This is a genomic window from Chlorobium sp. N1, from assembly GCF_004332115.1.
GTDB lineage: Bacteria > Bacteroidota > Chlorobiia > Chlorobiales > Chlorobiaceae > Chlorobium.
Genome location: NZ_SJPA01000004.1, coordinates 146,444 through 169,662, shown reverse-complemented (window position 1 = coordinate 169,662; position 23,219 = coordinate 146,444). Strand labels below are relative to the sequence as shown.

The window sequence follows — 23,219 nt, the reverse complement described above, 5'->3', positions numbered from 1 at the left end:
GAATATAAGGTTTTTCAGATGAAACTCCTCACCCCCTCGACATCAGGCCTTCCCCTGGCTCGCGACGGCAGCGGCGGCCTTCATGGCGGCCTCCTGGTCGCCGAGATAGTAGCTTCGGATCGGTTTCAGCTCGTCGTCGAGCTCGTAGACGAGGGGGATGCCGGTAGGGATGTTCAGGCCGACGATGTCCTCTTCGGAGATGCCGTCGAGATACTTGACGAGGGCGCGCAGCGAATTGCCGTGGGCGACGATGGCCACGCTCCTGCCGTTCCTGATCTGGGGGGCGATGGTCTCGTGCCAGAACGGGAGGAAACGCGCGACGGTGTCCTTCAGGCACTCGCTGAGCGGGATCTCGCCCTCGGCCATACCCCGGTAGCGCGGATCGGCTCCCGGCCAGCGCTCGTCGTCGCGCGCGAGGGCCGGCGGCGGCGTATCGTAGCTGCGGCGCCAGACGAGCACCTGCTCCTCGCCGTACTTCTGGGAGGTCTCGGCCTTGTTGAGTCCCTGCAGGGCGCCGTAGTGGCGCTCGTTGAGCCTCCAGGTCTTCTCGACCGGCAGCCACATCTGGTCCATTTCGTCGAGCACGGTCCAGAGGGTGCGGATGGCCCGCTTCAGGACGGAGGTATAGGCCACGTCGAAGACGATCCCCTCCTCCCTGATGAGCTTGCCGGCGTTACGGGCCTCCTGTCGGCCTTTCTCCGTCAGGTCGATGTCGTGCCAGCCGGTGAACCGGTTCTCGAGGTTCCACTGACTCTCTCCATGCCGCAACAAAACCAGTTTGATCATAATGCCCCCTTCAGGAAGTTGATAAGAGTTACACGGCGTACCGCCGGCACGCCCGTCTCCGGCGCCATGGGCCCCGTTTTCAGATTGGCCCTTAATTTAACAATCTCCCCATCTTTTCTCAAACAGGATTAATATATCGGGACGGGGGCGGCCCGGCAACGAAGCCGGCAGGAAGAATGCGCGGCTTTTCTCCGAATTGACTGTAGATTTAATGTGCAAAATGTGATATCTTAAATAATTTTTGGCGGAGGACCGTCCGCCGCCCCCGGCCTCAGGGGGGATGGGGCAAAGAGTAAACGCACGCATATCCCGATTTAACACAGGACAATGAAGGTAGATAATTTCAGGCTGAAGCTGGGTGAGAAGGAGTATGTGCCGATCATCATCGGCGGCATGGGCGTGAACATCTCGACGACCGAGCTGGCCCTGGCGGCCGAAAGGCTCGGCGGTATCGGCCATATCTCGGACGCGGAAAACGGATACATCTGCGACCGGATCTTCAACACCTCATTCGTCAGCAGCAAGCGCAAGCGGTATGCGGAGTTCTCCGACAGCCCCGACAAGAGCCGTGTGAAGTTCGACCTCGGCGAGGTCGCCGAAGCCCAGAAGATGTACGTCGAGCATACCGTCTCGAAGAAGAGCGGCAAGGGCGCCATCTTCCTCAACTGCATGGAGAAGCTCACCATGAACGGCGCCGCGGAGACGCTGAAGGTGCGCCTGCGTGCCGCCATGGACGCCGGCATCGACGGCATTACGCTGGCCGCCGGGCTCAACCTCCGCACCCTCGACCTCATCCAGGACCACCCGCGCTTCCGCGACGTCAAGCTCGGCATCATCATCTCCTCGGTCCGCGCGCTCTCCATCTTCCTCAAGCGCGCCCTGAAGCTCGAACGGCTCCCCGACTACATCATCGTCGAAGGCCCGCTGGCCGGCGGCCACCTCGGCTTCGGCCCCGACGACTGGAAGAAGTTCGACCTCCACACCATCTTCACCGAGGTCCTCGCATTCCTGAAAGGGGAAGGGCTCAGGATCCCGGTCATTCCGGCCGGCGGCATCTTCACCGGCACCGACGCGGCCACCTACCTCAGCGAGGGGGCGGGAGCCGTCCAGGTTGCGACGCGCTTCACCATCACGAAGGAATCCGGCCTGCCGGACAACGTCAAGCAGGAGTACCTCAACGCCAAAGAGGAAGACATCGTCATCAACATGGCCTCCACCACCGGCTACCCGATGCGGATGCTCCGCCACTCCCCCACCCTCCGCTACGCCATCAAGCCGAACTGCGAGGGACTCGGCTACCTGCTCGAGAACGGCGGGAAGTGCACCTACATCGACGCCTACTACAAGGCGCTCAGCGAGCGCAAGCCGGGCGAGCCGATCCGGGTCGAAGAGAAGACCTGCCTCTGCACCGGCATGGCCAAATACGACTGCTGGACCTGCGGCCACACCACCTACCGGCTGAAGGAGACCACCAACCGCCTTCAGGACGGAAGCTGGCAGCTTCCGCCGGCGGAAGCCGTCTTCCTCGACTACCAGCACAGCGAGGACCAGTCGATCCGCCTTCCCGAACCGCCCGCCGCCGGCTGAAAGGGGACTTTTCCCCGAAGAAGCCGTACATTGCGGAAAGGGCAGGCTTTCCGGCAACCATAAGCGACACAGGGGGGACAGGAGCATGAAACAGAAAGCACGGGCACTCCTCTACGCCTTCATGGCCGCCGCAGTCCTGCTCCTGGCGGTCTTCACCCTCAACCAGATCGCCTCCGCGGCACGGCTCCTCGAAGCGCTCGTCCCCTACGGAGGCATCGGCTTCACCGCACTCTCGGCCGGCGTCCTCCTCTGGCTTCTCACCGCCGCCCTCCGCTTCCTTTCACGGCCCCGCCGTCCGCCGCTGCCGAAAGACGAGGCCTCGAAGGAGATGGCATCGTACGCCCGATGGATGGGATCGCGCATGCCGGCACACCCGGCGCATCCCGATCCGCGGGGCAAACGCAGCGAGCTGCGCTGGGTGAGGACCAACCTCAAGCTGCTCGAAGCCGACGCCCTCGGCGCCACGAAGGAGATGGCCACGAAGAACTTCTTCGTCGGCGCCTTCGCCCAGAGCACCGCCTACGGAACGACGACCTCACTCTTCAACATGATGCGCCTCATCTGGCGCATCTACACCATGCACCACCGCGAACAGAACTTCAGGGAGTTCATCGAGCTTTCGAGAGGGGTCTATGAGCTCCTGCCGCTCTCCGACTTCCAGAAGGAGGAGATCCCGGCCCACATCAAGCCGATCATCCAGTCCTCGTTCAGCAACACGCTCTCCTCGCTCCTGCCGGCCGGAAACCTGCTCACCCCGTTCTTCCTCAACCTTTTCATGGCCGGCTCGACGAACGCCTACCTGACCTGCCTTGCCGGCATGATCACGGCGCGCCGGTGCCAGATGACGACGGAGGAGGACCAGAGGGAGATCGTGCAGCAGAGCATGTTCGAAGCGGCCTTCATGCTCAAGGAAATCGTCAGGGAGTGCAACCCCGTGCTCTCGGTGACGATCAGCCAGGCGGTGAAGAAAGCGGGGCTGGAAAGCCTCGACACGGTCCCGACCCCCGGAGGAGGCGGCATCGCCGAAGGACTGATCTCGCACCTGGCAAACTCCGTCAAGCACATCATCCGCGAGAACATCTCGACCGAAAAAGAGGGGGGAGAGCCGCGCTCCTGATCCGCTTCAGTTGCTGCGGCTGCGAAGGCGCGTGAAGAACTCCTGCAGGAGGGCCTGGCAGCGGGCCTCCGAAATGCCGCCGTAGACCTCCGGCTGGTGGTTCAGCGCCCGGCACCCGGTGACGTTCAGCACCGAACCCGAAGCCCCCATCTTCGGGTCGTAGGCGCCGAAGACCACCCGTCCGACCTTGGCGTTGACGATCGCCCCGGCGCACATCGGGCAGGGCTCCATCGTCACGACGAGGGTGCAGTCCTGGAGGTACTTGTTGCCCATGGTCGCCATGGCCGAGGTGAGGGCGATGATTTCAGCATGGGCGGTGGCGTCGGAGAGGGCCTCGACCTGGTTGTGGCCGCGGCCGACCACGTGGCCGGAAGCATCGAGGACCACGGCGCCGACCGGCACCTCCCCGCGCTCGAAAGCCTTCTCGGCCTCCCGGAAGGCCATATCCATGAAAGTGGTGAAATCCATAGCAGTGTCGACCCGTATTAATGTTTTACCGTACGGCTAAATTTTACTATACTAAAGTTTATGCGCAAAACTCGCTTTGTCCCCTGCCGGATGCGCACGAAAACCCTCTGTAACCAAAGAGTGCAACCAATATGAACATTCATGAATATCAGGGCAAGGATATCCTGAGGAAATTCGGGGTGGCCGTTCCGAAAGGCATCGTCGCCTATTCGGCTGAGGAGGCCAAGCAGGCCGCCGAGCAGCTCTTCGCCGAGCAGGACAGCCCCGTGGTGGTCGTCAAGGCCCAGATCCATGCCGGAGGCCGCGGCAAGGCGGGCGGCGTCAAGCTCGCCAAGTCCCCCGAAGAGGCCCAGGAGATCGCATCGCAGATGCTCGGCACCACCCTCGTCACCCACCAGACCGGCCCCGAGGGCAAGGAGGTCCGCCGCCTGCTCGTCGAGGAAGGCATGAACATCGACCGCGAGTTCTACGTCGGCATCACCCTCGACCGCGCGACCTCGAACAACGTGCTCATGATTTCGACCGAAGGCGGCATGGAGATCGAGAAGGTCGCCGAAGAGACCCCCGAGCTGCTCCTGAAGATCCAGGTCGACTCCCGCTTCGGCCTCCAGGGATTCCAGGCCCGCGAGGCGGCGTTCTTCCTCGGACTCGAGGGTGAGCAGTTCCGCAACGCCGTCAGCTTCATCACCGCGCTCTACAACGCATACACCTCGATCGACGCGGCGCTTGCCGAGATCAACCCGCTCGTCGTCACCAAGGAGGGCCGGGTGCTCGCACTCGACGCCAAGATCAACTTCGACTCCAACGCCCTCTACCGCCACAAGGACTTCATCGAGCTGCGCGACGTCTCCGAAGAGGATCCCTTCGAGGTCGAGGCTTCGAAATCGAACCTCAACTACGTCCGCCTCGACGGCAACGTCGGATGCATGGTCAACGGCGCGGGCCTGGCCATGGCGACCATGGACATGATCCAGCTTGCCGGCGGACGTCCCGCCAACTTCCTCGACGTCGGCGGTGGAGCGAGCCCCCAGACGGTCGAAGAGGGGTTCAAGATCATCCTCAGCGACAAGAACGTCAAGGCGATCCTCGTCAACATCTTCGGCGGCATCGTCCGCTGCGACCGTGTCGCAGGGGGGATCATCGAAGCGGCGAAAAAGATCGGCCTCGACCTTCCGGTGATCGTCCGCCTCGAGGGCACCAACGCCGACATCGCCCAGAAGATGCTCGACGAATCCGGCCTCAACCTGATCGCCGCAGACGGCCTCAGGGACGCGGCGCAGAAGGTCAACCAGGCGCTCTCGGCCTGAGCCCGTCCGGCCACTGCATGACAAAAAGGAAACCCCGGCACTCGCCGGGGTTTTTCTTTTGGAGCCCGTTTTCAGGGAGGGCATAAAAAAAGACAGGGACGGAGCACAACCCTCCGTCCCTGTCCACTCCAACAACAACCCTTTCCGGCCTCAGCATCGATCACGCATCAATCACACGTCAACTCACATCACATCAGCATTCGGTAGCAAGGGAAAGAACTGCTGCTGAAATCCAACCACACATCACACACAACACAACACACGTCCAAGCACACACATGCCTTTCAGCGGAGGGCCGGTGCAACCATTTCACCGGCCTTCATAGAGTAGGACGCCCCACCGGGAAAAACCTTGCACGAAAAAAAACTTTTTTCGGATTATTCGTAGCGCAGCGCCTCAACCGGCTTCAGAGCGGCCGCCTTCCGGGCCGGCCAGATGCCGAAGAACATGCCGACGAGTGCCGAGAACACGGTCGCCAAGAGTATGGAGAAGAGGGTGGTCTGGACAGCCCAGCCGGCAAAAGCCGCAAGCATCGAGGAGATGCCGGCGCCGGCCAGGACGCCGAGAAGGCCGCCGCTGAGCGTCATGCCGACCGACTCGACGAGGAACTGCAGCATGATGTCGCTCCGGCGGGCGCCGATGGCCTTGCGAAGGCCGATCTCGCGCGTCCGCTCGCTGACCGAGACCAGCATGATGTTCATGATGCCGATACCGCCGACGAGGAGCGAGATGGCCGCGATCGAACCGAGCAGCATGCTCATCGTCTGCGTCGTGCTCGAGAGCATCTCCTGGATCTCGGTCATGTCGCGGATGTTGAAGGAGTCGCTGTCCCGGAGCCGGTGGTTCTTCATGATGAGCGCAGAGACGGCATCCTTCGCGGCATCGATCGCGCCGGCGCTCTCCACCTCGACGTAGATGCGGTCGAGGTAATCCTTGCCGAGCACCCGGTACATGGCGGTGGTGACCGGAATGAGCACGATGTCGTCCTGGTCGCGGTGCGTGGAGAACCCTTTGGGAGGAGCCAGGCCGACGACCCTGAAGTTGATGCGGTTGATCTTGATCGTCTGGCCGACGGGGTTCGACCGGCCGAAAAGCTCCCGGGCGACGGTAGCGCCGATGACGGCGACCTTGTCGCGCCTTTGGATCTCCTCCGGAGTGAACCAACGCCCTATCGCGGGGACGGTCGCGCGCATGAGGCCGTAATCGTAACCAACCCCGTCGAGCGTCGCGCTCCAGTTGCGGTTCCGGTAGACCAGCCGTGCGGAACCGTTGACGCTCCCCGAGGCCCTTTTGACGAGGCCACGCATGGCGGCGATATCCCTGACGTCGCGGAGGGTGAAGCGGGCGACGGCTCCGTCGCCGCGGGCCGCGCCGCGGATCTTGGCCGAACCGCCCCTGACGGAGAGGAGGTTGGAGCCGAGCGACTTCATCTCCTCGCGGATCGACGCCCTGGCGCCCTCGCCGAGAGCCATCATGGCGATGACCGAAGCCACGCCGACGAAGATGCCGAGCACGGAGAGGAACGAGCGCACCTTGTTGGCGAGGATGGCCTGCAGGGCCTGGCGGGCGAACGCGGCGAAGCGGCCGTCCCGCCACGCCGGAACCGCGCGGGAGGCGTGCATCATCGCTTGCGGCGACGCGGCGTCGGAGGGAAGCTCCCCCGCCACAGGCTCCCCGGAGGGACGGTGCTCGTCGGAGACCACCAGGCCGTCGCGCATGGTGATGATCCGGCCGGCGTAGGCTGCGATCTCGTCCTCATGGGTCACCATCACGATGGTGCGCCCCTCACGGTGCAGCCCCTCGAGGATCTTCATGATCTCGCGGGAGTTCCTGGAATCGAGGTTGCCGGTCGGCTCGTCGGCGAAGATGATCATGGGGTCGCGGATGAGCGCACGGGCGATGGCCACCCGCTGCTGCTCTCCGCCGGAGAGCTGGGAGGGGGTATGGTCGAGCCGGTGCTCGAGGCCAACCTTGCGGAGGCTTCGGAGCGCCTCGGGCCGGAAGTCGCCCTTCATGCCGCTGTAGATGTGCGGGAGGCGCACGTTGTCGACGATCGACATGCGCCTGAGGAGATGGAACTGCTGGAAGACGAACCCGGCCACGTGGTTGCGCACCCCGGCCTGCTCGTCTTCCGAGAGCCGGCCGACGTCCTCGCCGAGCATGCGGTACTCCCCCCGGTCGGGGTTGTCGAGCAGGCCGAGGATGTGCATCAGCGAGGACTTGCCGGAGCCCGACGGACCCATGATGGCGACGAACTCCCCGCGCCGCACCCTGAGCGAAACGCCGCGAAGAGCCTGCACGTCGCTCTCCCCTACCCGGTAGGTGCGGTGGACGTCGCGGAGTTCGAGCAGCGCCTCACTCACCGTTCTTCTTCTTTTTCTTCTTCTTCGGCAGGAAGGGGTTCGATCCCCCGTTCCCCCCGGGAAGGACGATCGAGGCATCGGGGATGAGCACCCTCGCGCCCTCCCCGATTCCACGGACGATCTCCACCCGCCCCTCGTCGCTGATTCCGGTCTCGACCTCGCACGGGGTCCCGAGGCCGTCCTTTCCGCCTTCGAGCAGCACCGTCGTGCGGCCGCTGCGCGAGATGACGGCCGCCGCGGGAACAAGCAGCGCGTCGTTCTTTTCTCGGACGATGATGTCGATGTTGGCGCTCATTCCCGAGCGGAAGACCTCCGGCACGCTCTCGGGAATCACGTCCACATAGTAGATGTTGACGTTGTTCTGCAGGTGCGACTCGAAATAGATGTGCCCGACCCTGCCCCGGAGGCGGATCTCCGGATAGGCGTCGAGCCCGATCACGGCCTTCTGGCCGAGGCGGACGCGGCCGATGTCGGTCTCGTCGACATAGGCCTTGACGATCAGCCGGTCGGAGAGCACGAAGAGCGAGTCGCTGGAGGTCACGGTCTGGCCCGGCTCGATGGAACGCACGATAATCTGGCCGTCGATCGGTGCCAGGACCGCGGTCTCGCGGTAGACCGACTTCCAGTAGGACTGTTCCTCGCCCCCCTGCAGGCGCGCGGCGTCGAGCAGCGCGGCCCGCTCGCTGGAGCTGAGCAGCGCGAGCACCTGGCCCTTGCGGACCTCCTCTCCCTCGACGCAGCGCACCTCCTCCACCCTGCCGGCGACGGAAGGGAGGATCTTCAGCCGGTTGCGGGGCTCGATTTCGCCCGTCGTCGACACCTTCGAGACGATCCGGCCGACCGCCGCCGCAACCACCTCGGGCTTCTTTTCAGGCTCCCTCCCGCCGGAAACGGCGAAGAACGCCGCCGACGCCGCGATCAGCGCCACGGCGCCGACCGAGGCCCATCTACCCTTCGATTTCATCAAGTCCTCCTCCTTTTGCCTGTATCCATGCAGCCTCGGCGATCCAGAGATCGGCTCCGGCGTTGAGAAATTCCTTTTTCGCGCTGACAAGGTTGTCTTCGATGATCACCCAGTCGTCGAACGAGATCAGCCCGTTCGAATACTGGGCGGCGGCGATCCTCGAGCGCTCGACGGCCGCCTCGAGGTATTTCTTCCGCACGGCGAGCCGTCCGCGCGCGTCCATGAACGACTTCCAGCGCTCCTCGAGCAGGTCGAGCACCCCGAGCATGCCGCTCTCCAGCAGGGCATCCTCCTCTCCGAGCACGGCCCGGGCCTTCGAGACCCGCGCCCGGCCGGCTCCGCCCTCATAGATCGGCACGGCAAGATCGATGCCGGCGCTCCACTCCGTATTCTCCGGCGGCCAGTCGCCGATGCCGCCCTTTCCGGCAGAGGATGCCAGGTAGAGCTCGGGCGAAAACGCGCTCTCGGCCGCGGCGAGACCATAGGAGGCGGCCTTGCGGTTGGCTTCGAGCTCGAGCACCAGGGGGTTCCTGCGGGCAAGGGCCGGGAAATCGGGAGCGGGCGGGGCAGCCGGTTCTTCGGCCTCGAACGACCCGGCAACCCTCAGCGGGCTGCGCTCACGGCGCCCGAGTGCGGAGGAGAGCAGCGAACGGGCGAGCTCGAGTCCGCGCCGGGCCTGTGCCACCTCATACTCCGCTTCGGCAAGGTCGGCCTCGGCCCGGCGGAGCGAACCCAGGTGCTCCCGGCCCGCGCGGTAGCGCAACGCGATGAGCCGCGCGTTGCTCCGGCGGCGGTCCCTGATCTCCCCGGTAAGGGAAACCAGCTCCTGGGCCTTCAGAAGGCCGGTATAGGCGCTGCGGAGCAGGAAACGCACGTCGGCCGACACGCCGGCAAGGGAGCGCTCGCGGGCCCCGAGCGTCGCCTCCGACGCCCTCTTGAGCTTCGAACTCTTCCGGCCGTCATAGATGAGCTGGCGCGCCGAGAGGAAGTAGGAACCGGTGGAGGCGGACCATCCGGCCCCGCTTCCGGTGCTGGCTCCGGAGGCCAGGGAACCCGAAAGCGAGAGCGAAGGAAGGAGGGCCGAGCCGGCGATGCGGCGCTCCGCCTCCGCCTGGCTGAGCAGGGCCCTTGCCGAAGCCAGGTCGGGATGGCGCTGGCGGGCCTCGCGGACGCACTCCCGCCAGCCGACGGCGTCTGCGGCCCGGAGGGACGGCGGAAGAACGGCCATGCAGCCGGTCATGAAGCAGAGGATGGCGAAACGTCTCATTGGTGCAATGGGGGAAGACTCAGTTTGCAGCGGCCGGCCCGATACCGGCCTTCGCTGCTTGGACGCCCGATACGCTGAAATTTTGCGCACACGTGCATGAACGTTCAAAGAAACATACTTCCCGCAATCCGGATTGCAATATTTCCGTTACATCTTTCCGGATCCCCATCCTGGCCGAACGCCAGAAGGGGGGAAAGCCGGAGGGGCATATGAACGAAAAAATCTGTACCTTCACTGCCAGAAACACCACCATTGACTGTTACCGAAGGACACACCCACCATGTTTGAAGCGCGCAACCTCTCGCTCAGCGTCGGCACCAAGGAACTGCTTTCCGGCACGTCGTTCCGCGTCGGCGACAAGGACCGCGTCGGCCTTGTCGGACTGAACGGAACCGGCAAGTCCACCCTCCTCAAGCTCATCAGCGGAACCACGCCGGCCGATTCCGGTCTCATCAGCGACGGGCAGTTCATCAAGTCCGCCGAAACCACCATCGGGTACCTGCCGCAGGAGATCTCCTTTGCCGGCGACCTGGAAAAGACCGCCCTGCAATACGCCCTGCAGGCCAACCAGCGCCTCTATGCGCTCTCCGGGAAAATCGCCTCGATGGAGCACGAGCTCGCCATCCCCGACCAGGACTACGAGAGCGCTGCCTACCACGACCTGATCGAGCGCTACTCGGACGCCATGCACGAATTCGAGCACCTCGGCGGCTACACGATGCAGTCCGACGCCGAAAAGGTCCTCTCGGGCCTCGGCTTCAGCGAGATCGACTTCCACAAGAAGGTCAAGTCGTTCTCGGGAGGCTGGCAGATGCGGCTGCACATCGCCAAGCTGCTGCTCCAGAACCCCACGCTGCTCCTGCTCGACGAGCCGACCAACCACCTCGACATCGATTCGCTCCGCTGGCTGGAGAACTACCTCCAGCAGTACGAGCACAGCTTCGTCATCGTCTCGCACGACCGATTCTTCCTCGACAAGCTGACGACGAAGACGCTCGAGATCGCCTTCCACCGCATCGACGAGTACAAGGGCAACTACTCGCGCTACGAAACCGAAAAGGCCGAGCGCTTCGAGCTCATGATGGGCAAGTACGAGAACGACAAGAAGAAGCTCGCCGAGCTGCAGTCGTTCGTCAACCGGTTCCGCGCCAAGGCGACCAAGGCGCGCCAGGCCCAGAGCCGCCTGCGCCAGATGGAGAAACTCGAAAAGGAGATCGAGTGCCCGGAGGAGGACCTCTCGCAGATCTCGTTCCGCTTCCCGAAGGCCCAGCCCTCCGGCCGCGAGGTAATGCGCCTCGAAGGGGTCTCGAAGAGCTTCCCCCTGCCGGACGGCACGGTGAGGGAGGTGCTGAAGGATATCGACCTGGAGATCATGCGCGGGGACCGCATCGCCATCGTCGGTTCGAACGGCGCCGGCAAGACGACCTTCTGCCGGATCCTGGCCGAGGAGATCGACTTCGAGGGGGCGCTGAAGGTCGGCCACAACGTCTCGATGAACTACTTCGCCCAGCACCAGACCGACACGCTCGCCCCCGAAAAGAGCATCTACCGCGAGATGCTCGACTCTGCGCCCTCGGCCGAGGCGCAGAAGAAGGTGCGCGACATCCTCGGCTGCTTCCTCTTCAGCGGCGACGCCATCGAAAAGAAGATCAAGGTACTCTCGGGAGGAGAGAAGTCGAGGGTGGCCCTGGCCCGCATCCTGCTGCAGGCCTCGAACCTGCTCGTCATGGATGAACCGACCAACCACCTCGACATGCGATCGAAGGAGATGCTCATCGACTCGCTCGAGAACTACGACGGCACGCTCCTGCTCGTCTCTCACGACCGCTACTTCCTCGACAGCCTCGTCAACAAGGTGGTCGAGCTCCGCGACGGCACCGTCCGACTCTACCTCGGCACCTACGCCGAGTACCTCGAAAAAGCAGAGAAGCAGCTCGAGGAGGAGAAAGCGCGGGAAACCGAAACCCAGAAAGCCGGAGCGGCGGCCCGAAAGGCAGAGGCGAAGGCAGCGGATGCGAAACCGGCTCCGAAGAAGAAGAACGTGAAGAAGATCGCCGCCATCGAAAAGGAGATCAGCCGCCTCGAGCAGGAGAAAGCGCAGCTGGAGGCCCGGATGGCCGAGGAGGACTTCTACCTCAAGAGCCAGGAGGAGAGCGCCGCGACGCTCCAGCGCTACCACGCCCTCGGCGACGAGCTCGAGAAACTCTTCGGCGAGTGGGAAGAAGCCGGCGGGTAGGCGGAAAAAAACGCCCCGACGGAGGTACTTCCTGAACGCCAAAAATTTCATACATTTAACACGAAACCGTCGCATATACAACAAGAACACTCCCATGCCGGCACTGCAGCACCTCACGGGACTATGCGGGCTCGACTCCGGTACGATCGCCGGACTGCTCGATACGGCCGAAGGCTTCAAGAAGGAGCTCGTCTCGGCTTCCCCATCCTTCTCCCCCTCCCTCCGGGACCGGAGGATCGCACTGGTGTTTTTCGAGAACTCGACCCGTACCCGATTCTCCTTCGAGCTTGCGGCCCGCAACCTCGGAGCCTCCACGCTCGGCTTCAGCGCCTCGACGAGCAGCGTCACGAAGGGAGAGACCCTCAGCGACACGATAAAGAATCTTGAGGCGATGCAGGTCGACGCCTTCGTCCTGCGCCACAGCGCCTCCGGCAGCGCCGAGTTCATCAGCCGCATCACCCGCCGCCCGGTCGTCAACGCCGGCGACGGCTCGAACGAGCACCCCACCCAGGCCCTGCTCGACATGTTCACCCTGCGCGAGCACTTCGGCCGGATCGAAGGGCTCAGGGTGGTCATCGTCGGCGACGTGCTCCACAGCCGGGTGGCCCGCTCGAACATCCACGGCCTCCTGGCGATGGGCGCCGAAGTCGCCGTCTGCGGCCCGGTGACCCTCCTGCCGCCCGACTCCGAAAAAATGGGCGTCCGGCTCCTGACCGACCTCGACCGGGCGATCGAGTGGGCCGACGCCGCCCTGGTGCTGCGCCTCCAGCTCGAGCGCGCCAGCGGCGGCTACCTGCCCTCGCTCCAGGAGTACTCGGTCCACTACGGACTCACCGACGAACGGCTCGAGCGCCTGAAGAAGAACCTGCTCGTGCTCCATCCGGGCCCGATCAACCGCGAAATAGAGATTTCCAACCGCGTGGCCGACCGCATCCAACCGCCCGGCTACTCGAAAAGCATGCTGCTCGAACAGGTCACCAACGGCGTCGCCGTCCGCATGGCCGTGCTCAAGACGCTGCTGGCCTGACAACCCTTTAGTACCCACACACCACACACAACCATAAACAGTCCCATCATGACCCCCGTAAAAGCAAAATCGAAAAAGAAAGGAATCCTGCTCGCCGCCGCCCTCTGCCTCCTCTCTGCGCCCTCATCGGCCCAGGCCGAAAGCAGCTGGCTGCATGAAATGCGCGTCGGCGTACTCGCCCACGACACCGACATCAACCTCTGGGGGGCCGTTCCCTCCGAGCACGGCGTCGACATCAATGCCGAGCTCGTCTTCACCCCCGAGCAGGAGATGCTCGGCGGCGCGCTGCGCCCGAACTTCGGCGCATCGCTCAACAGCTGCGGCGATACCAGCCACATCTACGGCGGCGGCGTCTGGGAGTACGAATGGAAGAACGGCGTCTTTTTCGACACCGCCGTCGGACTCTCGGCCAACAGCGAGACCGGCAAGAACCTCGGCAGCGCAATCCTCCTGCGCCTGGCACTCGAGGCGGGCTACAACCTGAACCCCTGCAACAGGGTCTCGCTTATGATGGACCACATCTCCAACGCCAACACGGCCGATCCCAACCCTGGGATAGACAACATCGGCATCCGGTTCGGACACAAGTTCTGAGAACCGGAACGGAAAACAGGAATACGAGGAAAGCCGCGGCAGCAACCGCGGCTTTCTTCATTATAGACAGGAGGGGAAGGAGCCGGCGGACTAGAGGAGGGAGTCGAAGAACTCCGGCGCGGCGCCCTCGAACCCCGACGCCGCCCCTTTGCGGATGTAGTCGGCGAGGAACGGAGGATAGAGCTCGTAGCGGCTGAGCTCCGAAATCGGCAGCCAGTCGACCCGAATGATCATCTGCCGGTCGTCGGGATACTCGGGATCGCGGCCCGTGATGGTCTCGCCTCCCGTCACCTCGCAGTGGAATCCGAGCGAAAGGGAGTGGTGGCGGCTGCCCTGGCCGGGCGCTCCGGGATAGGGGTAGAGGAGCTCCTTGACGAAGATCAGGGGGCCGACCCGGCAGCTGAGCCCGGTCTCCTCCTGCATCTCGCGCCGCACGGCGTCCTCGAGCGTCTCTCCCCGCTCGACCCCGCCGCCGGGAAGTATCCAGTAGCTCTCGGGAAAAGCCGGATCGCCTGCGGCGAAGCTCTTGTGTTCAATGAGCAGGACGCTGCCGTCCCGGATGCAGAGTGCGCTGACGCGCAGCGTCACGTTTCCCATGTACACACCTCCATATATATCGGGTTCAGGGTCTCCTCGGACACCCGAGAATCGGAAAAACCGAGCGAAAAACGATCGGTTTCCGCCTTCATCGGGCGCCAGAAACAGCACTTACAAGAAAAAAAACATCTCCGGGGGAAGCGTAAAAACCCCGCTCTCCCGGCACAAATCCTTGTATAATAATCATATAATCCAAATACCATACAGCTGGGCCCCCGGAAAAATTAATTTGCGCCTTTCGTATTGTTCTATTTACCTTTAGTGTTAAGTACAAGCACACGTGTTCTTTTTTTCTTGTCCGGTTCCCGGCCACCCAGGGGAGGACGGAGCCATTTTTCTCTGCAACGCACACACACAACCTAACGGAGACCGACACATGAAAAAAATGCTATCGCTTGCTGCAATGTTTGCAGTACTGTCATACGCATCCCCCGCGCAGGCTGAGCTGAAAATCGGCGGAGACGCAAGCATCCGCATGCGCACGGAGTTCAACGACAACGATACCGGAACCACTGCTGACGACGTCAAGTGGCAGTACAGGATCCGCCTGAAGGGCGCGGCAGACCTCGGCCAGGGCTACTTCTTCAAGACCATGCTGATGAACGAGGAAGGCAACATCGCCGGCGGCTGGCAGACCGTAGGCTACGGCAACCATGAGGCCATCACCGTCGACATCTCGAACTTCTACTTCGGCCGCATGATGCAGGACAGCCATTACATGATGGGCCGCATGCCGCTGAACAGCTTCAACAACCCGATCCTCGACCTCTCGCTCTATCCGACGCAGGCCCTGGACACCCCGGTCTTCAACATCAACTTCGACCGCGGCTACGGCGTCAACTACGGCACCAAGCTCGGTGACGGCGACCTCAACGCCACCGTCCTCGTGCTCGACAACGAATCTCCGATCACTGCAATTGCAGGCAGCGTAAATACTGACGGCGGCCTGTTCAATGACGGCTACGGCGTGCACCTCTCCTACAAGATGAACGTCGGCGACATCACCATCGAACCGCAGATGGTCACCGTGATCGGCAACACCGACGTCTGGGATCAGACTAAGGTTGCGACCGCTTTTGCCACCAATGCGGTAAACGGCTATGTTCCGGCAACCACGGATGTCACCTTTGCAAAAGATGTGACGCCCTGGACCTTCGGTGCAACCGCATCCGTACCTGTCGGAGACGATCTGAAACTGACCGGCAGCGCGTTCTACACGTTCTGCGAGGACAACGGTGCTGACTACCATGCAGCAGTCTACCGCCTGAAGGGCGAGTACGGCCCCTTCATGGCATGGGTCGACTACAACCCTGCAGCGGACAACAAGACCAACACCGACTACTCGAACACCTTCGTGTGGGCGCAGTACAAGTACAACGTCTACGAGTCCGCAGCCGGCAGCTTCAACCTGCAGCCGACCCTCCGCTGGCTGACCAAGTCCACCGAGACCGCAACCACCGACAGCGACACCAGCACGCTGCGCTGCGAGCTCTGGGCAACCGTCAACTTCTAAGTGTAGACCCTACACCTGAAGCACGAGCAAAAGGCCGCCTCAGAAGGGCGGCCTTTTCTTTTTCCCGTCTTCTTATCCTGCCATCACGAACCCACTCCTGCCGTTTCGGGCATTTGCCTGAAACGCGATTCCGCAGTACATTGAAAGTTACTGGCCGGACAACACGGCAGGCGCAAGTGCATCTCTTCCCGAACGACAAAACCGCTACCACCATGAACAAAGCCGTCACATTCATTGCCGGACTCATCGCCGGCGTCATCCTCACCGGCATTCTGGCCATGCAGATGATGCCCTCAATGATGCTCACCACCCACGAGAGCCGCTACGCGACCGTGGAGGAGACCTGCGCCGCACTGAAAAACTCGATCGAAGCCAACGACTGGCAGTCGCCCGCAACACGCAACATGACCGCATCCATCGCAAAGCAGGGGGTCACGCTCGACAAGCAGGTCAGCATCGTAGAACTCTGCAACGCCAAGTACGCCCAGGAGGTACTCGCCACCAACCCCGAGGTCTCCACCCTCATGCCCTGCGCCTGGGGCGTCTATGAAGGCGAGGGCGACAAAATCTATATCACCGGCATGAACATGGGGCTCATGGCCAAGATCTTCGGCGGCAACATCGCCAGGGTCATGGGAGGCAGCGTCGCCGCCGACGAAGAGCGGATGCTCGCCCCGGTCATCGCCGAATAAGCACTCCCCACCCACCGTTCCACGCCCGAAAGTGCCCGAAATCACGCGGTACTTTCGGGCTTTTTGTTCTCCCCCATTCAACAATCGTTGCGCTGCTTCCATATGAAGGAACTTTTTCATTAACTTACTGTTATGTCTTTTTTTGCAGGCACGCCACAACAACCATAAACCACACCATCCATGGAAAAAGGAAAACTCCAGGAGTACTGGAAAATCAACCTCAGCTACCTCGTCGGTCTGCTGACGGTCTGGTTTGTCGTATCGTACGGGTTCGGGATTCTCCTTGTAGACCAGCTCAACACCATTCATGTGGGCGGCTTCAAGCTCGGCTTCTGGTTTGCCCAGCAGGGATCGATCTACACCTTCGTCGTCCTGATCTTCGTCTATGTCGCGCTGATGAACCGGCTCGACAAGAAGTTCGACGTCCGCGAGGACTGACGGGCCTACCGGGAAACACACTTCAAAGCACACACAACAAAACCTTAACCGTTTACCGCTATGGATGTACAAATGTGGACATACATCATCGTGGGCATCACGTTCCTCATCTACATCGCAATCGCGGTGTGGGCGAAGGCGGGTTCCACGAAAGAATTCTATGTCGCCGGAGGCGGCGTTCCGCCGGTCCTCAACGGCATGGCGACCGCGGCCGACTGGATGTCGGCGGCATCGTTCATCTCGATGGCGGGCCTCATCTCCTTCATGGGTTATGACGGCTCCGTCTACCTGATGGGCTGGACAGGCGGCTACGTGCTGCTCGCGCTCCTCCTGGCCCCCTACCTGCGCAAGTTCGGCAAGTTCACCGTCCCCGACTTCGTCGGTGACCGCTACTACTCGAACGCCGCGCGCACCGTGGCCATCATCAGCGCCATCTTCGTCTCCTTCACCTACGTGGCCGGCCAGATGCGCGGCGTCGGCGTGGTGTTCTCGCGCTTCCTCGAGGTCGACATCAACACCGGCATCTTCATCGGCATGGCGATCGTCTTCTTCTACGCCGTGCTCGGCGGCATGAAGGGCATCACCTACACCCAGGTGGCACAGTTCTGCGTCCTCATCTTCGCCTACATGGTTCCGGCCATCTTCCTTTCGATGATGATCGCAGGCACCCCGATCCCGCAGCTCGGCTTCGGCGGCGCGGGCGCCGACGGCGTCCACCTGCTCGACAAGCTCGACGGGCTGCACCGCGAGCTCGGCTTCTCGGCCTATACCGACGGCTCCAAGCCGATGATCGACGTCTTCGCCATCACCTTCGCGCTGATGGTCGGTACCGCCGGCCTTCCGCACGTGATCGTGCGCTTCTTCACCGTACCGAAGGTCCGCGACGCGCGCATCTCGGCCGGCTGGGCGCTGATCTTCATCTCCCTGCTCTACACCACTGCGCCGGCCATTGCGACCTTCGCCCGCATCAACCTGATCGACACGGTCAGCAACACCAGCTACTCGAAGCTCGCTGAGGATCCCAAGACCCAGTGGTTCCAGAAGTGGGAGAAGACCGGCCTGCTCGCATGGATGGACAAAAACAACGACGGCGCCATCCAGTACCTCGGCAAGAACGCCAACGGCGGCGATCCGTTCGAGGGCAAGCCCACCTTCACCGGCCAGACCGGCCAGAGCGGAGAAATGCTGCTCTCGAACGCTCCGACCGACAACCAGAACGAGCTCTATATCGACCGCGACATCATGGTGCTGGCCAACCCCGAAATCGGCAAGCTGCCGAACTGGGTGATCGCGCTCGTCGCTGCCGGCGGCCTTGCCGCAGCGCTCTCGACCGCCGCGGGCCTGCTGCTCGTCATCTCGACCTCGGTCGCGCATGACCTCATCAAAAAGCAGCTGAACCCGAACATCAGCGAGAAATCGGAGCTGCTCTTCGCACGCATCGCCGTGGCCATCGCCATCGTGATCGCCGGCTACTTCGGCATCAATCCTCCGGGATTCGTGGCGCAGGTGGTCGCGTTCGCCTTCGGCCTTGCCGCCGCCTCGTTCTTCCCGATCATCATCCTCGGCATCTTCTCGAAGAGGATGAACAAGGAGGGAGCGATCGCCGGCATGCTGAGCGGCCTCATCTTCACGGCTGCCTACATCGTCTATTTCAAGTTCATGCACCCGGAGCTCAACAACCCCGAGCACTGGCTCATGGGCATCTCACCGGAAGGCATCGGCACCATCGGCCTTGTCGTCAACCTCGTTGTCAGCATGGTCGTGTCCCGCGTCACCCCGGAACCTCCGCAGGAGATCCAGGACCTGGTCGACAGCCTCCGCTACCCGAAAGGCGCGGGAGAAGCCTCCAGCCACTGACGGAACACCCGGAAAGAAAAAAAGGCGCGGAACCAACCGCGCCTTTTTTTTTGTTTACTTTCAAGTCGAAGAGACAACGACCAAACGCCCCGAATCCAGAAGAACGCCCCCGCAGATGGCAGCCGACATCGAGACCAACGCCGCCCCGAGGGCATTGCAGGAGAAAGTCGCCTCGCTGCCGACCGCCCCCGGCATCTACCAGTTCAAGAACGCCGCCGGACGGGTGATCTACGTCGGCAAGGCCAAGAACATCCGCTCGAGGGTGCGCTCGTACTTCCGCGACCCGCGCCAGCTCACCGGCAAGACGCAGGTGCTCGTCGGCCATATCGCAGATATCGAGATCATCATCACCTCCTCGGAAGTCGAGGCGCTGATCCTCGAGAACAACCTCATCAAGGAGCAGAGGCCCCGCTACAACGTCAACCTGAAGGACGACAAGACCTACCCCTGGCTCGTCATCTCAAACGAACCCTTCCCGCGCATCTTCATCTCGCGCAACCGCACCCGCGACGGCTCGACCTGGTTCGGCCCCTACACCGAAGCCGGCCAGCTGCGCTCGATCCTCGAGCTCATCGGCTCCATCTTCCCGGTCCGCAGCTGCCGCTACAGCCTTACTCCGGAAAACATCGCCCGAAAAAAATACAAGCTCTGCCTCGACTACCATATCGGCAAGTGCAAGGGCCCCTGCGAAGGGCTCCAGGACGAGGAGGAGTACCTGGAGATGATCGGAGAGATCGTACGCCTCCTCAAGGGACGCACTTCGGGGCTCCTCCGTGAGCTGCAGGAAAAGATGCTCCGGGCGGCAGAAGCGCTGCGCTTCGAGGAGGCGGCAGAGCTGAAGCTCCAGCTGCAGAGCCTCCGGCGCTACGCCGACCGCCAGAAGATCGTGGCCCAGGACGGCCTCGACCGCGACGTCGCCGCCGTCGCCCCGGGCCGGGACGAGGCCTGCGGGGTGGTCTTCCGCATCCGGGAGGGCAAGATGCTCGGAGCGAGGCAGTTCACCCTTACCAACACCGCCGGCGAAGCCGAGGACGCCCTGCTGCTGCGGGTGCTCGAAGACCACTACCTCAAGTCTCCCGAACCCATGCCGGACGAGGTGCTGCTCCCGGTCCCGCTCGGAGAGGAGGAGAGCGAAAGCCTGCGTGCGATCGCCCATGACCGTGAGGAGGCGGGCGGAGAGCGGCGCCGGCAGGTGAAGTTCACGGTACCCCGTATCGGCGAAAAGGCCCAGCTGGTCGAGATGTGCCGCCAGAACGCCCGGCACCACCTCGCCGAATACCTGGTGCAGAAGCAGAAACGGGGAGAGGCGGCGCGCGAACACTACGGGGTAACGGCCCTCCAGGAGTCGCTGCGCCTCCAGCACGCGCCGCGCCGGATCGAGTGTTTCGACAACTCGCACCTCCAGGGCTCCGACTATGTCAGCTCGATGGTCTCTTTCGTGCACGGCAAGCCCATGAAGAAGGCCTACCGGAAGTTCCGCCTTCAGGAGCTCGAAGAGGCCTGCGGAACGGGGAGCTCAGACGACTACGCAGCCATGGAGACCGTGCTCCGCCGCCGCTACGGCGGATCGCTCCAGGAAGAGCTTCCCATGCCGGACCTCATCGTCGTCGACGGCGGCAAGGGCCAGCTCTCCGTCGCCAAAGCGGTGCTCGACGAACTCGGCCTGAAGATCCCTGTCATCGGGCTCGCCAAGCGGCTCGAGGAGGTCTTCGTGCCGGGCTCGTCCCTCCCCTACAACATACCGAAGACCTCGCCGGCCCTCAAGCTGCTGCAGCAGCTGCGCGACGAGGCGCACCGCTTCGCCATCACCTTCCACCGCGACCTGCGCCGGAAGCGGACCCTGCAGACGGGGCTTACCTCGATTCCCGGAATAGGCGAAAAGACCGCCTTCGCCCTCCTCGAGCGATTCGGCTCCGTCGAAGGAGTAGCCGCCGCGAGCCAGGAGGAACTCTCAGCCGTCGCCGGAAGCGTCAAGGGCGTGTCGATTTTCCGCCACTACCATCCCTGATGACCCCGGAACGGAAAGCCGTCCTGTTGTTGTTCGGATATTTCTCGTATATTTACCTTTGTGCCGTGCCCCGATGATGGAAGTGAAATACATGACGCCTGCCAATGAACCTGCCTGATTTTTTCGACGAAAACCACGACTCCCGGAGGGATCCACGGGAAAAGGGAACGCCGGACCTTGAAGGACTTGACGCACTGTTTGATTCTGACGAGCTGATAGAGCGCATCATCCAGCTCAACGAAGAGGGCTTCATCGCCGAATCGCTCCTCGTGGCCCGGCGCCTCGAGGAGATCGCCCCCTACAATACCGAAACCTGGTTCCACCTCGGCAACTGCCTGACCCTCAACGGGCTGTTCGAGGAGGCGCTCGAGGCGTTCTCGCAGGCATCCCTGCTCAGCCCCTCCGACAGCGAAATGACCCTCAACCTCGCCCTCGCATGGTTCAACACCGGCGAGCTCGAGCGCGCGCTCGAAGAGATCGAGGCGATCGTTTCCGACAGCTCAATAGAAAAAGAGTACCACTACTACCGCGGCACCATCCTCCAGCGGCTCGACCGCTACGGGGAGGCCGAAAGTGAGTTCCTGCGCACGCTCGAGCTCGACCCGGAATTCTCCGAAGCCTGGTACGAGCTGGCCTACTGCCGCGACCTGCTCGGCCGACTCGAGGAGAGCTGCGCCGACTACAAAAAGAACCTCGACCTCGATCCCTACAACATCAACGCCTGGTACAACCAGGGGCTGGTGCTCAGCAAGATGAAGCGCTACGATGACGCGCTCGAGTGCTACGACATGGCCCTGGCCATCTCCGACGACTTCAGCTCGGCATGGTACAACCGGGCCAACGTGCTGGCCATCAACGGCCGGATCGCGGAAGCCGCCGAAAGCTACCGCCAGACGCTCGTCTACGAGCCCGACGACATCAACGCCCTCTACAACCTCGGCATCGCCTGCGAGGAGCTCGAGCAGTACCCTGAAGCGGCCGACTGCTACCGCAAGTGCATCCGACAGAGCGCAGACTTCGCCGACGGATGGTTCGCGCTGGCCTGCTGCCATGAGGCGATGGACGAGTACGCCGAATCCTTCGACGCCGTCATGGAGGCCCTGAAGCTCGTCCCCGACAACATCGAGTTCCTGCTCCTGAAAGCCGAGATCGAATACAACGTCAACCAGCTCGAGGAATCCATCGAGACCTACCACCGGGTGATCGAGCTCGACCGGGAAAGTCCGCAGATCTGGGTCGATTTCGCCATGGTGCTCCGCGAGGCCGGCCACATCAACGACTCGATCGACGCCCTGCAGCAGTCGATACGGCTGCAGCCTCACTCGGCAGACGCCCACTTCGAGATCGCCGCCGCCTACTTCGCGATGGGCGACAAGCTCAGCACGCTCAAGGCGCTCAGCAAGGCCTTCAAGATCGACCCCGACAAGAAGCAGTACTTCAAGAGCGAGTTCCCCGAGCTCTACCAGCAGGACGCGGTAAGGAGGATGCTCGGGATTTCATGAACGGGGCCCCTCAGATCTACGGACTCATCGGCCGTGACGTCGGATACTCGCTCTCTCCCCTGATCCACAACACCGCCTTCGACCTCCTGCGGCTGGAGGCCGTCTACACCATTTTCAGCATCGCCGATCCCGCCCAGGTCCCCTTCGCCCTCGGAGGCGTCCGCTCGCTCGGCATCTCGGGCTGCAACGTCACCATCCCCTACAAGGAGACGGTGGTGCCGTTCCTTGACGAGCTCTCCCTGGACGCCAGGAGCATCGGGGCGGTCAACACCATCGTCAACGATGAAGGGAAGCTTGTCGGCCACAATACCGACATCGCAGGGTTCGCCGCCCCGCTCATGGCCCGCAAAGCCGGCATCGCCGGACGGCCGGCGGTCCTCTTCGGCAGCGGAGGCGCCGCCCTGGCCGCCATAGAAGCGATGAAGCGGGACTTCCCTCCCTCGCGGCTCACCGTGTTCGTACGCGACCCCGAGAGCGCGGGCGCCCGCCTGGAGCGCCATATCAGCGAAGGGTTCCTGGAGCTCGCCCTGCAGGAGGAGCTCGACCGGGGAGAGCGCGGAGCCGTCGAGCGGTGCCGCGAGGCCACGCTGCTCGTCAACGCCACGCCGAAAGGCACCCACGGGCGCACCGACGCCCATGAAAGCATCGTCCCCGCCGGAGCGCGAGCCTTCCACGAAGGGCAGACGGTCTACGACATGGTCTACAACCCCGCGGATACGCCGCTGCTCATCTCTGCCCGGGAGGCCGGAGCCTCCACGATCCCGGGCATCGCGATGCTCCTGGCGCAGGCGGCACGCTCGTTCCAGCTCTGGACGGGGCTCGACATGCCGACGGCCGAGATCGAACCCGTCGTCCTGGAAGAACTGCAGAGACGCCGCCAGCAGTAACCACACAAC

General features: G+C 62.9%; 19 protein-coding genes. 13 read left to right on the top strand and 6 right to left on the bottom strand.

What is annotated here, in order from left to right; all coding sequences use genetic code 11:
- Positions 1–42 precede the first annotated feature (42 nt).
- Positions 43–786, bottom strand: a complete 744-nt coding sequence (gene gpmA / locus E0L29_RS07410) for a 2,3-diphosphoglycerate-dependent phosphoglycerate mutase (RefSeq protein ID WP_131357075.1) — start codon at positions 784–786, stop codon at positions 43–45.
- 327 nt (positions 787–1,113) lie between these two features.
- Here gpmA and E0L29_RS07405 point away from each other — a divergent pair, with 327 nt between their 5' ends.
- Together E0L29_RS07405 and E0L29_RS07400 are read left to right on the top strand one after the other, a co-directional pair.
- Positions 1,114–2,373, top strand: coding sequence for a nitronate monooxygenase (locus tag E0L29_RS07405; RefSeq protein ID WP_131357072.1), 1,260 nt, complete (start codon positions 1,114–1,116; stop codon positions 2,371–2,373).
- Between the two features lie 85 nt (positions 2,374–2,458).
- Positions 2,459–3,490 carry a hypothetical protein gene (locus E0L29_RS07400; protein WP_131357069.1) on the top strand — a complete coding sequence of 344 codons (1,032 nt, stop codon included), beginning with the start codon at positions 2,459–2,461 and terminating at the stop codon, positions 3,488–3,490.
- Between the two features lie 6 nt (positions 3,491–3,496).
- Here E0L29_RS07400 and E0L29_RS07395 read toward each other — a convergent pair whose 3' ends face one another.
- Entirely contained in the window at positions 3,497–3,958 is a 462-nt protein-coding gene (locus tag E0L29_RS07395) for a nucleoside deaminase (RefSeq protein ID WP_131357066.1), read from the bottom strand.
- Positions 3,959–4,089: 131 nt separating this feature from the next.
- On the opposite strand from E0L29_RS07395, the gene sucC reads away from it, so the two are divergent.
- Positions 4,090–5,265 carry an ADP-forming succinate--CoA ligase subunit beta gene (sucC, locus tag E0L29_RS07390; protein WP_131357063.1) on the top strand — a complete coding sequence of 392 codons (1,176 nt, stop codon included), beginning with the start codon at positions 4,090–4,092 and terminating at the stop codon, positions 5,263–5,265.
- Between the two features lie 377 nt (positions 5,266–5,642).
- Here the strand turns inward: sucC and E0L29_RS07385 are convergent, their stop codons facing one another.
- The 3 genes from E0L29_RS07385 to E0L29_RS07375 are packed head-to-tail and all read right to left on the bottom strand — an operon-like array spanning position 5,643 to position 9,859.
- Entirely contained in the window at positions 5,643–7,628 is a 1,986-nt protein-coding gene (locus E0L29_RS07385; RefSeq protein ID WP_242664312.1) for an ABC transporter permease, read from the bottom strand.
- Positions 7,621–8,592 (bottom strand): HlyD family efflux transporter periplasmic adaptor subunit, encoded by a 972-nt coding sequence (locus E0L29_RS07380; protein ID WP_131357057.1) that lies wholly within the window; start codon positions 8,590–8,592, stop codon positions 7,621–7,623. Before E0L29_RS07380 ends, E0L29_RS07385 begins: the two co-directional genes overlap by 8 nt.
- The gene (locus tag E0L29_RS07375; RefSeq protein WP_131357054.1) at positions 8,576–9,859 is read right to left on the bottom strand and encodes a TolC family protein; all 1,284 of its coding nucleotides are present in this window, start codon (positions 9,857–9,859) and stop codon (positions 8,576–8,578) included. The genes E0L29_RS07380 and E0L29_RS07375 overlap by 17 nt, the downstream gene beginning before the upstream one ends.
- A 280-nt stretch (positions 9,860–10,139) precedes the next feature.
- On the opposite strand from E0L29_RS07375, the gene abc-f reads away from it, so the two are divergent.
- The 3 genes from abc-f to E0L29_RS07360 all read left to right on the top strand — a co-directional run bounded on the left by abc-f (position 10,140) and on the right by E0L29_RS07360 (position 13,716).
- Entirely contained in the window at positions 10,140–12,095 is a 1,956-nt protein-coding gene (gene abc-f / locus E0L29_RS07370; protein ID WP_131357051.1) for a ribosomal protection-like ABC-F family protein, read from the top strand.
- A gap of 103 nt (positions 12,096–12,198) precedes the next feature.
- Positions 12,199–13,122, top strand: coding sequence for an aspartate carbamoyltransferase catalytic subunit (locus E0L29_RS07365; RefSeq protein ID WP_131357135.1), 924 nt, complete (start codon positions 12,199–12,201; stop codon positions 13,120–13,122).
- A gap of 48 nt (positions 13,123–13,170) precedes the next feature.
- Positions 13,171–13,716 carry an acyloxyacyl hydrolase gene (locus E0L29_RS07360; protein ID WP_131357048.1) on the top strand — a complete coding sequence of 182 codons (546 nt, stop codon included), beginning with the start codon at positions 13,171–13,173 and terminating at the stop codon, positions 13,714–13,716.
- A gap of 90 nt (positions 13,717–13,806) precedes the next feature.
- Here E0L29_RS07360 and E0L29_RS07355 read toward each other — a convergent pair whose 3' ends face one another.
- On the bottom strand, positions 13,807–14,313 hold the full coding sequence (locus tag E0L29_RS07355; RefSeq protein WP_131357045.1) for an NUDIX domain-containing protein: 507 nt from the start codon (positions 14,311–14,313) through the stop codon (positions 13,807–13,809).
- Between the two features lie 376 nt (positions 14,314–14,689).
- Between E0L29_RS07355 and E0L29_RS07350 the strand changes: the two genes are divergently transcribed.
- The 7 genes from E0L29_RS07350 (at position 14,690) to aroE (ending at position 23,210) form a co-directional block, all read left to right on the top strand.
- A complete protein-coding gene (locus E0L29_RS07350) occupies positions 14,690–15,826 on the top strand; it encodes a hypothetical protein (protein WP_131357042.1) in 1,137 nt (378 codons plus the stop codon).
- Between the two features lie 212 nt (positions 15,827–16,038).
- Positions 16,039–16,518: a DUF302 domain-containing protein gene (locus tag E0L29_RS07345; RefSeq protein ID WP_242664311.1), complete on the top strand. Its 480-nt coding sequence runs from the start codon at positions 16,039–16,041 to the stop codon at positions 16,516–16,518.
- A 180-nt stretch (positions 16,519–16,698) separates the two neighbouring features.
- A complete protein-coding gene (locus E0L29_RS07340) occupies positions 16,699–16,956 on the top strand; it encodes a DUF4212 domain-containing protein (protein WP_131357039.1) in 258 nt (85 codons plus the stop codon).
- Between the two features lie 60 nt (positions 16,957–17,016).
- Complete coding sequence (locus tag E0L29_RS07335) at positions 17,017–18,813, top strand: sodium:solute symporter family protein (RefSeq protein WP_131357036.1); 1,797 nt, start codon at positions 17,017–17,019, stop codon at positions 18,811–18,813.
- A gap of 115 nt (positions 18,814–18,928) precedes the next feature.
- Entirely contained in the window at positions 18,929–20,821 is a 1,893-nt protein-coding gene (uvrC, locus tag E0L29_RS07330; protein ID WP_131357033.1) for an excinuclease ABC subunit UvrC, read from the top strand.
- A gap of 104 nt (positions 20,822–20,925) precedes the next feature.
- Positions 20,926–22,323: a tetratricopeptide repeat protein gene (locus E0L29_RS07325; protein WP_131357030.1), complete on the top strand. Its 1,398-nt coding sequence runs from the start codon at positions 20,926–20,928 to the stop codon at positions 22,321–22,323.
- On the top strand, positions 22,320–23,210 hold the full coding sequence (gene aroE / locus E0L29_RS07320; RefSeq protein ID WP_131357027.1) for a shikimate dehydrogenase: 891 nt from the start codon (positions 22,320–22,322) through the stop codon (positions 23,208–23,210). The genes E0L29_RS07325 and aroE overlap by 4 nt, the downstream gene beginning before the upstream one ends.
- Positions 23,211–23,219 lie beyond the last annotated feature (9 nt).